The sequence below is a fragment of the Streptococcus hyointestinalis genome, assembly GCF_041225505.1.
Classification (GTDB): Bacteria; Bacillota; Bacilli; order Lactobacillales; family Streptococcaceae; genus Streptococcus; species Streptococcus hyointestinalis_B.
Genome location: NZ_JBCLSK010000040.1, coordinates 1 through 13,053, shown reverse-complemented (window position 1 = coordinate 13,053; position 13,053 = coordinate 1). Strand labels below are relative to the sequence as shown.

General features: G+C 42.6%; 16 protein-coding genes and 1 pseudogene. 16 read left to right on the top strand and 1 reads right to left on the bottom strand.

From position 1 onward, the window contains the following. The coding region (locus AALA56_RS08595; protein WP_369909642.1) for a mucin-binding protein at positions 1-973 on the top strand (973 nt) is incomplete at its 5' end. Between the two features lie 159 nt (positions 974-1,132). Here the strand turns inward: AALA56_RS08595 and AALA56_RS08590 are convergent. Continuing rightward, a pseudogene (locus AALA56_RS08590) lies at positions 1,133-1,516 on the bottom strand (DUF6036 family nucleotidyltransferase); the annotation flags it as partial. A gap of 62 nt (positions 1,517-1,578) precedes the next feature. Here AALA56_RS08590 and AALA56_RS08585 point away from each other — a divergent pair. From AALA56_RS08585 to rsmA, 15 genes are all read left to right on the top strand, one after another. Then, positions 1,579-1,764: a hypothetical protein gene (locus tag AALA56_RS08585; RefSeq protein WP_369909641.1), complete on the top strand. Its 186-nt coding sequence runs from the start codon at positions 1,579-1,581 to the stop codon at positions 1,762-1,764. Beyond that, positions 1,721-2,251: a hypothetical protein gene (locus AALA56_RS08580; RefSeq protein WP_369909640.1), complete on the top strand. Its 531-nt coding sequence runs from the start codon at positions 1,721-1,723 to the stop codon at positions 2,249-2,251. Before AALA56_RS08585 ends, AALA56_RS08580 begins: the two co-directional genes overlap by 44 nt. A gap of 355 nt (positions 2,252-2,606) precedes the next feature. Then, a complete protein-coding gene (gene rnpA / locus AALA56_RS08575) occupies positions 2,607-2,966 on the top strand; it encodes a ribonuclease P protein component (RefSeq protein ID WP_164683899.1) in 360 nt (119 codons plus the stop codon). Continuing rightward, positions 2,950-3,765 carry a YidC/Oxa1 family membrane protein insertase gene (locus AALA56_RS08570; RefSeq protein ID WP_115271286.1) on the top strand — a complete coding sequence of 272 codons (816 nt, stop codon included), beginning with the start codon at positions 2,950-2,952 and terminating at the stop codon, positions 3,763-3,765. The genes rnpA and AALA56_RS08570 overlap by 17 nt, the downstream gene beginning before the upstream one ends. A gap of 9 nt (positions 3,766-3,774) precedes the next feature. Next, a complete protein-coding gene (jag, locus tag AALA56_RS08565; protein ID WP_369909639.1) occupies positions 3,775-4,704 on the top strand; it encodes an RNA-binding cell elongation regulator Jag/EloR in 930 nt (309 codons plus the stop codon). Between the two features lie 125 nt (positions 4,705-4,829). Then, the gene (gene rpmH, locus AALA56_RS08560) at positions 4,830-4,964 is read left to right on the top strand and encodes a 50S ribosomal protein L34 (RefSeq protein ID WP_000831903.1); all 135 of its coding nucleotides are present in this window, start codon (positions 4,830-4,832) and stop codon (positions 4,962-4,964) included. A 239-nt stretch (positions 4,965-5,203) separates the two neighbouring features. Beyond that, positions 5,204-5,326: a teichoic acid D-Ala incorporation-associated protein DltX gene (locus AALA56_RS08555; protein ID WP_115271280.1), complete on the top strand. Its 123-nt coding sequence runs from the start codon at positions 5,204-5,206 to the stop codon at positions 5,324-5,326. Positions 5,327-5,335: 9 nt separating this feature from the next. Next, positions 5,336-6,874 carry a D-alanine--poly(phosphoribitol) ligase subunit DltA gene (gene dltA, locus AALA56_RS08550; RefSeq protein ID WP_369909628.1) on the top strand — a complete coding sequence of 513 codons (1,539 nt, stop codon included), beginning with the start codon at positions 5,336-5,338 and terminating at the stop codon, positions 6,872-6,874. After that, positions 6,871-8,124: a D-alanyl-lipoteichoic acid biosynthesis protein DltB gene (gene dltB, locus AALA56_RS08545; protein ID WP_369909626.1), complete on the top strand. Its 1,254-nt coding sequence runs from the start codon at positions 6,871-6,873 to the stop codon at positions 8,122-8,124. The genes dltA and dltB overlap by 4 nt, the downstream gene beginning before the upstream one ends. Before the next feature lie 17 nt (positions 8,125-8,141). Then, on the top strand, positions 8,142-8,381 hold the full coding sequence (gene dltC / locus AALA56_RS08540) for a D-alanine--poly(phosphoribitol) ligase subunit DltC (RefSeq protein WP_369909624.1): 240 nt from the start codon (positions 8,142-8,144) through the stop codon (positions 8,379-8,381). Then, the gene (gene dltD / locus AALA56_RS08535; RefSeq protein WP_164683894.1) at positions 8,374-9,642 is read left to right on the top strand and encodes a D-alanyl-lipoteichoic acid biosynthesis protein DltD; all 1,269 of its coding nucleotides are present in this window, start codon (positions 8,374-8,376) and stop codon (positions 9,640-9,642) included. Before dltC ends, dltD begins: the two co-directional genes overlap by 8 nt. A gap of 81 nt (positions 9,643-9,723) precedes the next feature. Further along, complete coding sequence (locus AALA56_RS08530; protein ID WP_369909623.1) at positions 9,724-10,500, top strand: TatD family hydrolase; 777 nt, start codon at positions 9,724-9,726, stop codon at positions 10,498-10,500. A 43-nt stretch (positions 10,501-10,543) separates the two neighbouring features. Further along, positions 10,544-10,843, top strand: coding sequence for a hypothetical protein (locus AALA56_RS08525; RefSeq protein ID WP_369909622.1), 300 nt, complete (start codon positions 10,544-10,546; stop codon positions 10,841-10,843). Then, complete coding sequence (gene rnmV, locus AALA56_RS08520) at positions 10,822-11,406, top strand: ribonuclease M5 (protein WP_369909620.1); 585 nt, start codon at positions 10,822-10,824, stop codon at positions 11,404-11,406. The genes AALA56_RS08525 and rnmV overlap by 22 nt, the downstream gene beginning before the upstream one ends. 676 nt (positions 11,407-12,082) lie before the next feature. Then, the gene (gene rsmA, locus AALA56_RS08515; protein WP_369909619.1) at positions 12,083-12,958 is read left to right on the top strand and encodes a 16S rRNA (adenine(1518)-N(6)/adenine(1519)-N(6))-dimethyltransferase RsmA; all 876 of its coding nucleotides are present in this window, start codon (positions 12,083-12,085) and stop codon (positions 12,956-12,958) included. Positions 12,959-13,053: the final 95 nt, after the last annotated feature.

Sequence of the window (13,053 nt, the reverse complement as noted above, 5' to 3'; positions counted from 1 at the left end):
CACGCAAACTGTCGAGTTTACACGTACAGCCAAGGTGAACTTGGTAACCGGTGAAGTCACTTATGGTGAGTGGAAAACAGAAGAAGGAACAAGCCCAGCAGTTGATTCACCAACTATACCAGGTTATACACCAGACCAAGCAACAGTTGTGACTTGGACACCGAGTGCAGATGATGTGGATTCTAATGTTATTGTTGTCTACACACCGGATAAACAAGAAGCAACTGTTACTTATGTAGATATTACAACGGGTGATGAAGTTGTTCTTGGCGAAGTTGACTCTCTAACGGGTGTAACGGACGCTAAAATTGACTACTCAACAGCTGATCGTATCAAAGCCTATGAAGAAGCTGGCTATGAGCTAGTTGAAGATGGCTTCCCAGTTGGTGAAGTCTATGACAAAGATAGCAATGTGACTCAAGAATACAAAGTTACCCTACGTCAAAAAGTTGTCGATGTGGATCCTGAAAGACCAGTGAATCCAAAAGACAACTCTCCAATCGAGTTGGCGAAAACTGTAACTCGTACCATTGAGTACAAGTACCTCACACCAACAGGTGAGGAAGCATCAGGTACCATCACGCAAACTGTCGAGTTTACACGTACAGCCAAGGTGAACTTGGTAACCGGTGAAGTCACTTATGGTGAGTGGAAAAGTGAAAACAATACCTTCCCACTTGTTGTTTCACCTGAGATTGATGGTTATACCGTTGATCAGGCAGAAGTTCCGGCTATGGATGTAACAGTGGACTCTGAAGACTCTAACGTTGTTGTTATTTACACGCCAGTTGAGAAGCCAGAACCAGAAAAAGCGAAACCATTCGTGGCTGAAAAACCACAGATGAAAGAATCTTATGTTGGAGAAACACTTCCTGAAACCGGTGACTCTGATAATCTTGCAATGGCCTTTCTTGGACTCAGATTGCTTGGAGCAGTTTCATTAGTTGGATTTGCAAAACGGAAGAAAGATTAAGTGGCTCTTTGTCAACTGTAATGGGGGAATAGAGTACTGTTAGCGACTATATTTAATTTTGGGAACTATATACCTGTTTACACTAACCACAATATGGAGTGCTTCCGAAAATATACAAAAAGACGACTTCCGAAATGGAAATCGTCTTTTAATGTGATGTCAATAATATTTTCTAAGTTTATCTTGATTTTCTTTGAAAAAGTTCTCTAACCAATCCATGCCATAAGCATGGCTAAAACCTTCTAGGAGAACTGAGAAGTCAATACTATCAAAGCCCATTTTTTTCAAACCATCAAAGGTGTTGAATGGTGAACGAAAATGCTTGTATTTAATAATCGCGCCAATATCTTTTAAATCCTGTTCTCTAGTACTCACCATCTTCATTTCCAACACATACTCAATCGGGGTTGCTAAAACCGTTAGATTCTCAAACAAGTACAAGGTTTCACATAAACTTAACGGTGGCTGTTTGTTCATATTTGCCACATTATTGTTGAGCCATAGCTCTTCGTGAGTGTTAAGATTAAACTTTTGTCCTGCTCTTGTTTCACTTGACTATAAAGTTATACTTTGAAAGAAATAACACAGCTAAACAGGAGGTCAATATGGAACGGTATAGCGGACAATTAAGCCAACCGGCTACAGTGATTTATAAAGACCACAAGGGCAATGATGAAGCACTAACCTTTGATAGTTTTGCCGACATTATTGCAGTTGTGAAATCCTTGAGCGAGCAGGGGCGCCCATGTGAGATACACCAAGGCAACAATATCTACGCAAACAGCGATTGACGGCAAGAAGGTCTATACCGCAGATAACTATGTAGAGCTCACAAAAATGGAAGCAGAGCGCAAAAAGCAAGGGCTAGAGAAGTCACAAGTTGGCTTGAATGCTGTTGTTGTCCCAGAGTTTGGGCGTGATGGTATGTTATTACGCACCCCGAGGGAACGCTACCAAGTTAACGAAGCTATCGCTTTTGCTAACGCCGTTGAGGTCAACAGTGACAATCACACTATCACGCTTGTCCGGGACTATCGAGCTATCCAAGAAAAGCCATCTGGGCTACTTTATGCGACTGGAGTTGTTGGTTACGTTATCGGTAAAAAAGGCAAAAACTATGCTGTCTTAGATAAAATCATTGTCCCAGAAAAGGACTTTATCAGTGGTTATCACGCACAGCTGAAAGGTGATGACATTAAAATGATGTTTGAAGTTATCGACCACTATGAACAGAGTGGATCAGATACAGGATTAGACCTAGAAGATCTCTTTGGCTAGTTGGTTTAGAGCAGATTTCTATGATGAGGAGTGGCAGTTAATCACTTAGATGAATTTTGAAATTTAGCTCTTTGTTTTTCAAAATTATTAAGCAAAAAGTGTGATATGTGATATAATAGACGTATCAGAAAAAATACCAGGTAATCAAAAAAGCACCTTGTGGGGTGCTAGTTTCTTGCCTGCTGAACTCATAAAATTTAATTACCTTTTTAACTACCCTTTTAAATCACCGTACTTATATCTACTTTGTCTAATTGGGGTGGTTTAAAAGGAAATGTATCCAATTATTGGTGGTGGTTTTGGATAGTGTTTATTAAGAAAATAATGAAAAGAAATAGAATATTTGGAGTGAACTGTGAAGAAAACTTATCGTGTAAAGAGTGATAAAGATTTTCAGAAGATATTTCACGAAGGCAAGAGTATTGCCAATCGAAAATTTGTCATTTATCATCTAAAGGTGGAGCAGAAGCACTTTCGTGTGGGATTGTCGGTGAGTAAAAAGCTAGGCAATGCGGTCGTACGCAATCGCATTAAGCGCTCTATTCGCCATATTTTGCAGGAGGTGAAGCCGCAGCTTACGACCGATGACTTTGTGGTGATTGCAAGGTCTGGTGTCGAGCAGTTGGATTATCATGAGATGAAGAAAAATCTCCTGCATGTCTTAAAGTTAGCAGCGATTTATCAGGAAGGTAGAGAAGGTGAAAAAAAACGTTAAACTATTAGGATTAGGAAGCTTAGCACTGTTAGTGCTTTCTGCTTGTGGACGTGGTGATGTTAGCAGTCACTCAAAAGGAGCTTGGGATCAGATTGTCTACGCTTTTGCCAAGGCAATCGAGTGGTTGTCCTTTGGCGGAAGCGTCGCTATTGGTATTATTTTATTTACCATTATCTTGCGGGCTGCTTTGATGCCGCTCTTTAGCAAGCAAATGAAGTCCAGCCAAAAGATGCAAGAGTTGCAGCCAAAGCTAAGAGAGTTGCAACGTCAATACTCTGGGCGTGACAGCGAGAGCCGTCTCAAGTTGGCAGAAGCGCAGCAGGCACTTTACAAGGAAAATGGTGTCAGCCTTTACGCTAGCTTTATTCCTTTGCTGATTCAGTTGCCGATTTTGTGGGCACTGTACCAAGCGCTGACACGTGTTGCCTTTTTGCGTGAGGGAACTTTTTTGTGGTTAGACCTTGCAAAGCCAGACCCTTACTTTATCCTACCTCTTTTAGCGGCTTTGTTTACATTCTTGTCCACTTGGCTAACCAATAAAGCAGCGCCAGAGAAAAATCCAATGATGTCTGTCATGACCTATGGCTTTCCAATTATGATTTTTATTTTTGGGGTGAACTTTGCCAGCGGTGTGGCTCTCTACTGGACAGTATCCAATGCCTTTCAAGTCTTTCAAATCATGTTGCTCAATAATCCTTTTAAAATTATTGAAGCACGTGAAGCAGCAGCTAGAGAGGAAAAAGAGCGTAAGGCACGTATCCGTCGTGCCCAGAAAAAAGCACATAAAAAGCGGAAATAAGGAGTTATTATGGTAGTATTTACAGGGCGAACGGTAGAGGAGGCTATCTCAAAAGGTCTTGATGAGCTGGGACTGACTCGCCTAAAAGCGCATATCCGTGTGATTTCACGTGAGAAAAAGGGATTTTTAGGTTTTGGAAAAAGACCTGCTCAAGTTGATATCGAAAGTTTAGAGCTTGAAAAGACTGCTAAAACGTCCTCAGTGACACGTCACAAGGTGACAAGCATCACAGAGCGTCTAAACCGTGACATGATGCAACAGAGTGAGTCTGTGACAATTGTAGACACCAGTAACGAACCTGCCTCTGCTAAAAGCGAGGCGGCTGCTAAAGAAGAGCTAGAACCTGAAGTCAAAGAGGTAAAAGAAGATGTAACAGCTTCTAGCAAACCTTTGGCGGACGAGCCAGCTCCTTTGGCAGATGATAGTTTTGAGGCTTTTGTAGCGACAGCTTTTGATAATAACAAAGACGAAGCGCAAACTATAGACATCACAGAAGCAGCAACTCAGGTCAAAAACTATGTAGAGCGTATTATCTACGAGATGGACTTGGAAGCTAGCATTGAGACGACAACCAAGCGCCGTCAAATCAACTTGCAGATTGAAACACCAGAGCCTGGACGTATCATCGGCTATCACGGCAAGGTTTTAAAGTCGCTCCAGTTGTTAGCGCAAAATTATCTGTATGACCATTATTCAAAGGCTTTTTCGGTGTCGGTCAATGTCCATGATTATGTGGAACATCGCACAGAGACCTTGATTGACTTTAGCCAAAAAATTGCTAGCCGTGTGCTAGCCAGTGGTCAAGATTTTAGGATGGATCCGATGAGTAACAGCGAGCGCAAGATTGTCCACAAAGCCATTTCGCATATTGATGGCGTGGATAGCTACTCTGAAGGTAGCGACCCAAATCGCTACGTTGTGGTCACTGTGAAAAACTAATGAGCTTATCCTCAAAAAGCACTTGACAAGTAAACAACAGATGATGTAAAATAGTATGGTATGTTTAGTAACTGATCAAATATAGCCGGCTAAACGAATACGAAATCTATGAGGAGGTACTAAAAGTGAAACGTACTTATCAACCAAGTAAGATCCGTCGTCAACGTAAACACGGATTCCGTCACCGTATGTCAACTAAGAACGGACGTCGTGTGCTTGCGAGCCGTCGTCGTAAAGGACGTAAAGTATTGTCAGCTTAATCAGACGATTTATAAGAGGAAAGCCAACAGGAACTCGAGACTGTTGGCTTTTTTTGTATTCCAAGTGATTATTTATGGAAGCTGTCGGTTTTTTCTTGTATTCTTGGTGTAATCATAGTACAATAATATGAGAAAATGTAGAGGTTTCCCTCTAGTTTTATTAGCGTTAAGAAAGAAATCCCTTTAGTTTTCTATTTTTAAAATGTAAGGGCTTAATACAATTTGAGAGAAGGTACAGGATGAATAAGCATCTTCAATTTTTACTAAAAACGCTGTTTTTCTTTGTTATCTTTGTAATGTTACTCTACTTTTTTAGCTACCTTGGTCGTGGTCAGGGAAGTTTTATCTACAATGAATTCTAGGAGTTGTCTATGATACGAGATATGATTGAAACGATTGATAGGTTTGCCCTCAAGCAGCCTGATTTCCCTGTCTATGACATTTTGGGAAAGACTTATAGTTATGCGCAGCTGAAAAGTGACTCTGACAGTTTGGCTTCTTATATCGATAGTCTAGCTTTAGCAGCAAAATCGCCGATTCTTGTTTTTGGTGGGCAAGAGTATGAGATGTTAGCAACTTTCGTTGGAGCGACAAAGTCTGGTCATGCTTATATCCCTGTTGACCAGCATTCGGCGCTTGACCGTGTTGAGGCGATTGTTGCCATTGCACAGCCTAGCCTTGTGATTAGTGTCGGGGACTTTCCGCTAGAGCTGTCAGATGTCGAGGTGATTGACCTAGCGCAATTGCACTCTATTTTTGAGAAGAAGAGCTCTTACAGCTTGACATACCCTGTTAAGGGAGATGATAATTACTATATTATCTTTACCTCTGGGACGACTGGTCAGCCTAAGGGCGTGCAAATCTCGCATGACAACCTCTTAAGCTTTACCAACTGGATGATTGGTCAGGAGACTTTCTCAGTTCCAGAACGTCCTCAAATGCTAGCGCAACCGCCTTATTCCTTTGACTTGTCTGTCATGTACTGGGCGCCGACGCTTGCCATGGGTGGTACACTCTATGCTCTGCCAAAGGAAATCATCGGTGATTTCAAAAAGCTCTTTACAACCATTGCGAGCTTGCCTATCCAAGTTTGGACATCAACGCCGTCATTTGCTGATATGGCATTGCTCTCAGATACTTTCTCTGAGGAGCATTTACCAAAACTGACGCATTTTTACTTTGATGGTGAGGAGTTGACGGTTAAGACCGCTAAGAAATTGCGTCAGCGTTTCCCACATGCCCGCATTGTTAATGCCTACGGTCCAACAGAAGCGACAGTTGCCTTGTCAGCGGTTGCTATCACAGATGATATGTTAGCGGAGTACAAGCGCCTGCCGATTGGTTATCCAAAACCAGACTCGCCAACCTTTATCGTGGATGACGAGGGTGAGGTTGTTGCAAATGGACAGCAAGGTGAGATTATCGTCACAGGTCCAGCTGTATCAAAGGGCTATCTCAACAATCCTGAAAAAACAGCAGAAGCCTTCTTTACTTTCAAGGGTCAGCCTGCTTACCACACGGGTGACTTGGGGCAAATGACCGACGAGGGGCTTTTGCTTTATGGTGGTCGCAAGGACTTTCAGATTAAGTTTAATGGCTACCGTATCGAGCTAGAAGACGTGGCACAAAACCTGCTTAAATCTCGCTATGTTGAGTCAGCAGTTGCCGTTCCCCGCTACAATAAAGACCACAAAGTGCAAAATCTTTTGGCTTACATCGTCTTAAAAGCAGGTGTCCGTGAACAGTTTGAGCGTGACTTGGATGTTACCAAGGCGATAAAAGAGGACCTCAAAGAAATCATGATGGACTACATGATGCCATCCAAATTCCTCTATAAAGACGAGTTGCCGATGACACCAAATGGCAAGATTGACATTAAACGCTTGATAAGTGAGGTCAATCGTTCATGATGAAATTTTGGAATGCTCTTCCTCACATGGAGGTTTATGGTAATCCGCAGTATTTCTTTTATCTTCTACTAGCGGTGTTGCCGATTTTTATAGGACTCTTTTTTAAAAAACGTTTTCCTATCTATGAGGCGCTGTTTAGCCTTTCCTTTATCATCTTGATGCTGACAGGCAAGAGTCAGCTGCAACTAAAATCGCTACTAGCCTATGTCATTTGGGAGACGATTCTGGTCTTTTCTTACAAGATTTACAGACGTAACCACAATAATAAATGGCTCTTTTACCTCTGGTGCCTCTTGTCTGTCTTGCCTCTTGCTTTTGTCAAGGTAGCGCCGATCATAGCAGCCAATCAGAGTTTGTTTGGTTTCTTAGGGATTTCCTATCTGACTTTCCGTGCGGTGGGGATGATTATCGAGATGCGTGATGGGGTGCTAACAGAGTTTACGCTTTGGCAGTTTTTACGCTTTTTGATGTTTCTGCCGACTTTCTCTAGTGGTCCGATTGACCGCTTTAAGCGTTTCAACGATGATTATGAGAATATCCCAGAGCGTGATGAGTTGCTTGATATGCTGGAGAAGTCTATCTGGTATCTCATGCTAGGTTTTCTCTACAAGTTTATCATTGCTTATTTCTTCGGGCAGGTGCTTTTACCACCGCTCAAAGAGCTTGCGCTTGCGCACGGTGGCATCATCAACCTCCCTACCATAGGCGTCATGTATGCTTTTGGGCTTGACCTCTTCTTTGACTTTGCAGGCTATACCCTTTTTGCGCTAGCCGTGTCCAATCTCATGGGAATCAAGAGCCCGATAAACTTTAACAAACCCTTTATCTCACATGACCTCAAGGAATTTTGGAACCGTTGGCACATGAGTTTGTCCTTTTGGTTCCGTGACTTTGTGTTCATGCGCTTGGTAAAGGTCTTGGTCAAAAATAAAGTCTTTAAAAACCGTAATACCACATCCAGTGTCGCTTATCTGGTTAATATGCTTCTCATGGGCTTTTGGCACGGTGTGACTTGGTATTACATTGCTTACGGGCTGTTTCACGGTATCGGTCTTATTATCAACGATGCTTGGCTACGTAAGAAGAAAAAAATCAATAAAGAACGAAAAGCCGCAGGCAAGCCTAATCTTCCTGAAAATCGCTTCACAAGAGCCTTGAGTATTGTCATCACGTTTAACGTCGTGATGGTGTCATTCTTACTATTTTCAGGCTTTTTAGACCAACTGTGGTTTCCAAAACATCCACAATAACATAAAGGAGTAGACAAATGGATATTAAATCAGAAGTTATTGACATTATTGACGAGCTTTTCATGGAGGATGTTTCTGACATGATGGATGAGGATTTGTTTGACGCTGGCGTGCTTGATAGCATGGGGACAGTTGAGTTGATTGTTGAGATTGAGAGTCGCTTTGACATCACCGTTCCTGTGTCTGAGTTTGGGCGTGACGACTGGAACACCGCCAACAAGATTGTCACTGGGATAGCGGAGTTGCGCAATGCTTAGGCGTCTTTGGCAGATTTTAGGACCTGTCATTTGCGCTGCCCTTTTGCTTGTAGCGCTACTTGCCATCTATCCTAATAAGCTAAAGCACTCTGCCGAGGAAGAAAAAAATGACGCTGTGGCGCTGACCCACATCAGCTTCAAGAGCCGAGCGAAAAAAATCCGAGCGCTGAGCGATAAAAGCCAGAACTTTGTGCCTTTTTTTGGCTCTAGTGAGTGGAATCGTATGGACAGTTTTCACCCATCTATGCTGGCAGAAGCCTATAATCGCAGCTACACCCCATATTTACTGGGGCAAAAAGGTGCGGCGTCTCTGACGCAATATTTTGGCATGCAGCAGATTACTAGCCAGATGACCAACAAAAAAGCGGTCTACTTTATCTCTCCTCAGTGGTTTGTCAAAAACGGTGCTAATGCGTCCGCTTTTCAGAACTATTTTTCAAGCGACCAGATGATTAGTTTCTTGGAAAACCAAACGGGAACAGTCTACGACCAGTATGCCGCTAAGCGCTTTTTAAAGCTTTATCCAAAAGGGACGCTTCACCAGCTGGCTGAAAAGGTAGCAAAGGGTGAGTCTCTGTCGAGCTTTGATGAGGGAATTTTGAGTTTCAAGCGTTTCCTAGCGCTTAAAGAGGACGCTCTCTTTAGCCAGTTGTCGTTTTCAAATTCTTATGAGGACAAGATCGTCAAAAAAGCTAGCAAGCTGCCACAGCCTTTCTCTTATCAAACCTTAGGAGAGCTTGCGACTAGTACAGCTAAAAAGGCAACAACCAACAATCCTTTTAACATTGATAACAACTTTTACACGCAGCGTGTGAGTTTTCAGATTAAGCACCTCAAGGGAGCACAGAAAAAGATTTCTTATCTCAAATCTCCTGAGTACAACGACTTACAGCTGGTTTTGAGTCAATTTGCCAAAAGCAAGACGCAGGTTATCTTTGTCATTCCACCGGTCAATAGCAAGTGGATTGCCTACACGGGACTTAGCGAGGACATGTACCAAAAGGCTGTTGCCAAGATTAAGTATCAGCTAGAGAGTCAAGGCTTTACCAATATCGCTGACTTTTCAAAAGACGGTGATAAAGCCTACTTTATGCAGGATACGATTCACATGGGCTGGAACGGTTGGCTGGCTTTTGACAAAGCAGTTGCGCCATTTCTCGAAGAAAAGCAAGCTACACCACACTACCACCTAAACAATACCTTTTTATCAAAATCTTGGGCAAACTACACCGGTCAACCGCAAGATTTTACAAGTAAATAACTTAAAAACAGAAATCTGAGGATTTCTGTTTTTGCATATCGTCTTATGGTATAATAAAAGAGACAAATCGGAGGAAAGACAATGCAGATTTTTGATACGCATACCCATCTCAACGTGGAAAACTTTGAGGGCAAAGAAAAAGAAGAAATAGATCTGGCACGTGAGCTTGGCGTGACCAAGATGAATATCGTGGGCTTTGATAAGCCGACCATTGAGCGTGCCTTAGAGCTGGTAGAGACTTATGACAACCTCTATGCGACCATTGGCTGGCACCCGACTGAAGCCGGTACTTACACGGACGAGGTAGAGACTTGGTTGCTTGAAAAGCTCAAACACCCCAAGGTCGTTGCGCTTGGTGAGATTGGGCTAGACTACCACTGGATGACAGCGCCAAAGGAAGTGCAGGCAGATGTTTTTCGCCGTCAGATGAAGCTGGCAAAAAAACTTGATCTTCCCTTTGTTGTCCACACCAGAGACGCTTTAGAGGATACTTATGGTCTCATCAAGGCAGAAGGCGTCGGACCTCGTGGAGGCATTATGCACTCTTATTCTGGTTCTTTAGAAATGGCAGAGCGTTTCATCGAGCTTGACATGACTATTTCCTTTTCAGGCGTGGTGACTTTCAAAAAAGCCTTGGATGTACAGGAAGCTGCGACTCACCTGCCTTTGGATAAGATATTAGTAGAGACAGACGCACCCTACCTTGCCCCAGTGCCTAAGCGTGGTCGTGAAAATAAACCCGCCTACACCCGCTATGTCGTGGAGAAAATCGCAGAACTTCGAGGGCTACCAGTTGAGGCAGTTGCCCAAGCAACTTATGACAATGCAGTGAGGGTGTTTCAATTGAATGGATTATAATATGAATTTTATTAAACAATATCATAAAAAACTAACAAGGGAGATGTTAGAAGAATCAATTTTTATTATAGATACTAACTGTCTGTTGTCTTCGTTGAAAGACTATGTTATAGGCGATAAGATTCTAGAGGCTTTTGAGAAAATAACTAATAGTACCTACATCCCGTTCATTACACAAGTAGAATATTTAGAAAACGAATTAAGTGTTATTAATAATCGAAAACGTAATGTCGGGGAAGTTATTATGGACATACGTTTAAAAAATAGTGCAGGTCAGCTGAAATTTATGAATTCACTGGTGCAAGAACAATGGGAACAATTATGCCAACGAAAAAAAATTTAAAAAAAATCTACGAGGTCGTGGTCGTTGAGGGCAAGGACGACACGGCAAATCTCAAACGTTTTTATGAGGTTGACACCTATGAAACCAGAGGGTCTGCCATCTCAGACGAGGACTTGGCAAGGATTGACAGACTAAATAACCTTCGAGGTGTCATCGTCTTTACCGACCCCGACTATAATGGCGAGCGTATTCGCAAGATCATCATGCAGGCAGTGCCGACCGCAAAGCATGCCTTTCTCAATCGTGGCGAGGCAGTGCCAAAGTCCAAGACCAAGGGGCACTCGCTCGGTGTGGAGCACGCTAGCTACGAGGACTTGGAGAAAGCTTTGTCTAGCGTTATGGGCTACTACGATGACGAGGAAGTCTTTGATATTACCGCCAGTGACCTCATGCGCCTAGGATTGACCATGAGGACTGACAGCAGACAGCGCCGTGAGTATCTAGGCGAAGAGCTTCGCATCGGCTACACCAACGGCAAGCAACTTCTCAAACGCCTACGCCTATTTGGCGTAACCTTAGCGGAGGTGGAGGCAGTGATGAGTAAGTTTGGAGAAAAAAAATAGATTGCTGTCGCTTTTTATGCTATAATACAAGAGGCGTATGATTAGATTTTTGACTTGTGTGTTCGCAAGTATTAGCAACAATGGTATGAAAGGATTAGCTCTCTCCGAATTTCTTTAGAAAGCACGATATCATCTCTTGTTATTTATCATCAATTAGTCAGCTGAAAAGGGGCTGGTAGGAATTGTTCAATAGGGTTGTTATATCGTCGTTTGCGTAAGAGTTTTCATACGCTTTTTTATTATATAGATAGGTGCTATAATGATAGGTTTAAATACTTTAAAAGATAAAGATGATTTTGCAAAATTACTCGGATACCGTGATGCAAAATATATAAATTAGGGAACTATATATCAGTTTACACCAACTACAATATATAGTATTCGAGACTATCAAAAAAGGCGACTTCCAAATGGAAATCGTCTTTTCGATTTTTAGAATAAGTTCATCCTAATATTTCCCCCAAATTGTGGCTTTTCAAGAGCTATTATAAATACTAACCTAATGGTAGCTGTGCAGTGGGTTGACGAATTTTAATAGGCATGGTAAAGTGAGAAACAAGCAGCTTTCTAATAGAGAATTATATAACCGTATGTTGCTTAGGGAATTTGATTTGCAAAATTAAGCCCCCAAAATACGGTAGTACAGAGGTTATTAAAAGATAAAAGGAAGAAAAACATGAAAATAGCAGATTACAGCGTGACCCGTGCGATTTTGGAGCGTCACGGCTTCACGTTTAAGAAATCCTTCGGTCAGAATTTCCTGACCGATACCAATATTTTGCAGAAGATTGTAGATACGGCAGAGCTTGACAAAGAGGTCAATGTCATCGAGATTGGACCAGGGATAGGCGCTCTGACGGAGTTTTTAGCGGAAAATGCTGCCGAGGTTATGGCTTTTGAGATTGACGACCGCTTGGTACCCATATTAGCCGATACCCTGCGTGACTTTGACAATGTCACCGTGGTCAATGAAGATATTTTAAAGGCGGACTTGCAGGCGCATATCCAGAACTTCAAAAATCCGGAGTTGCCGATTAAGGTCGTGGCTAATCTACCCTACTACATCACGACGCCTATTCTCATGCACTTGATTGAGAGCAAGATTCCTTTTAGCGAGTTTGTCGTCATGATGCAAAAAGAAGTGGCAGACCGCATCTCCGCCCAGCCAAACACCAAGGCTTATGGTAGTCTCTCTATCGCTGTCCAGTACTACATGACGGCTAAGGTCGCCTTTGTCGTGCCTCGTACGGTCTTTGTCCCTGCGCCAAATGTCGACTCTGCCATCCTCAAAATGGTGCGTAGAAGCGAGCCGCTAGTCACTGTTAAGGATGAGGACTTTTTCTTCAAGGTAGCACGCCTTAGCTTTGTGCACCGCAGAAAGACTCTATGGAACAACCTTACAGGTGCCTTTGGTAAATCTGAAGAGGTCAAGGAACGACTGACACGAGCTTTAGAGCAGGCTGACATCAGGCCTAGCGTGCGTGGTGAAGCCCTGTCTATTGCCGATTTTGCCAGACTGTCTGATGCTCTGCAAGATGAAGAATTTTACTAATAGAGAGAGCGAAAGCTCTTTCGGCAAAATTCAAGTCCAAGTTAGCCAGCGTATAACACCTCTCTGGGAGTTTTGTAATCTAATACTTTCTTAGG

Coding starts and splice junctions, on each gene's coding strand:
- dltC (WP_369909624.1), top strand. CDS start 8,142: ATGGATATTAAATCAGAAGTTATTGACATTATTGACGAGCTTTTCATG.
- rnmV (WP_369909620.1), top strand. CDS start 10,822: ATGCCAACGAAAAAAAATTTAAAAAAAATCTACGAGGTCGTGGTCGTT.
- dltB (WP_369909626.1), top strand. CDS start 6,871: ATGATGAAATTTTGGAATGCTCTTCCTCACATGGAGGTTTATGGTAAT.
- dltD (WP_164683894.1), top strand. CDS start 8,374: ATGCTTAGGCGTCTTTGGCAGATTTTAGGACCTGTCATTTGCGCTGCC.
- AALA56_RS08585 (WP_369909641.1), top strand. CDS start 1,579: ATGGAACGGTATAGCGGACAATTAAGCCAACCGGCTACAGTGATTTAT.
- AALA56_RS08555 (WP_115271280.1), top strand. CDS start 5,204: ATGAATAAGCATCTTCAATTTTTACTAAAAACGCTGTTTTTCTTTGTT.
- rsmA (WP_369909619.1), top strand. CDS start 12,083: ATGAAAATAGCAGATTACAGCGTGACCCGTGCGATTTTGGAGCGTCAC.
- dltA (WP_369909628.1), top strand. CDS start 5,336: ATGATACGAGATATGATTGAAACGATTGATAGGTTTGCCCTCAAGCAG.
- AALA56_RS08530 (WP_369909623.1), top strand. CDS start 9,724: ATGCAGATTTTTGATACGCATACCCATCTCAACGTGGAAAACTTTGAG.
- AALA56_RS08525 (WP_369909622.1), top strand. CDS start 10,544: ATGTTAGAAGAATCAATTTTTATTATAGATACTAACTGTCTGTTGTCT.
- jag (WP_369909639.1), top strand. CDS start 3,775: ATGGTAGTATTTACAGGGCGAACGGTAGAGGAGGCTATCTCAAAAGGT.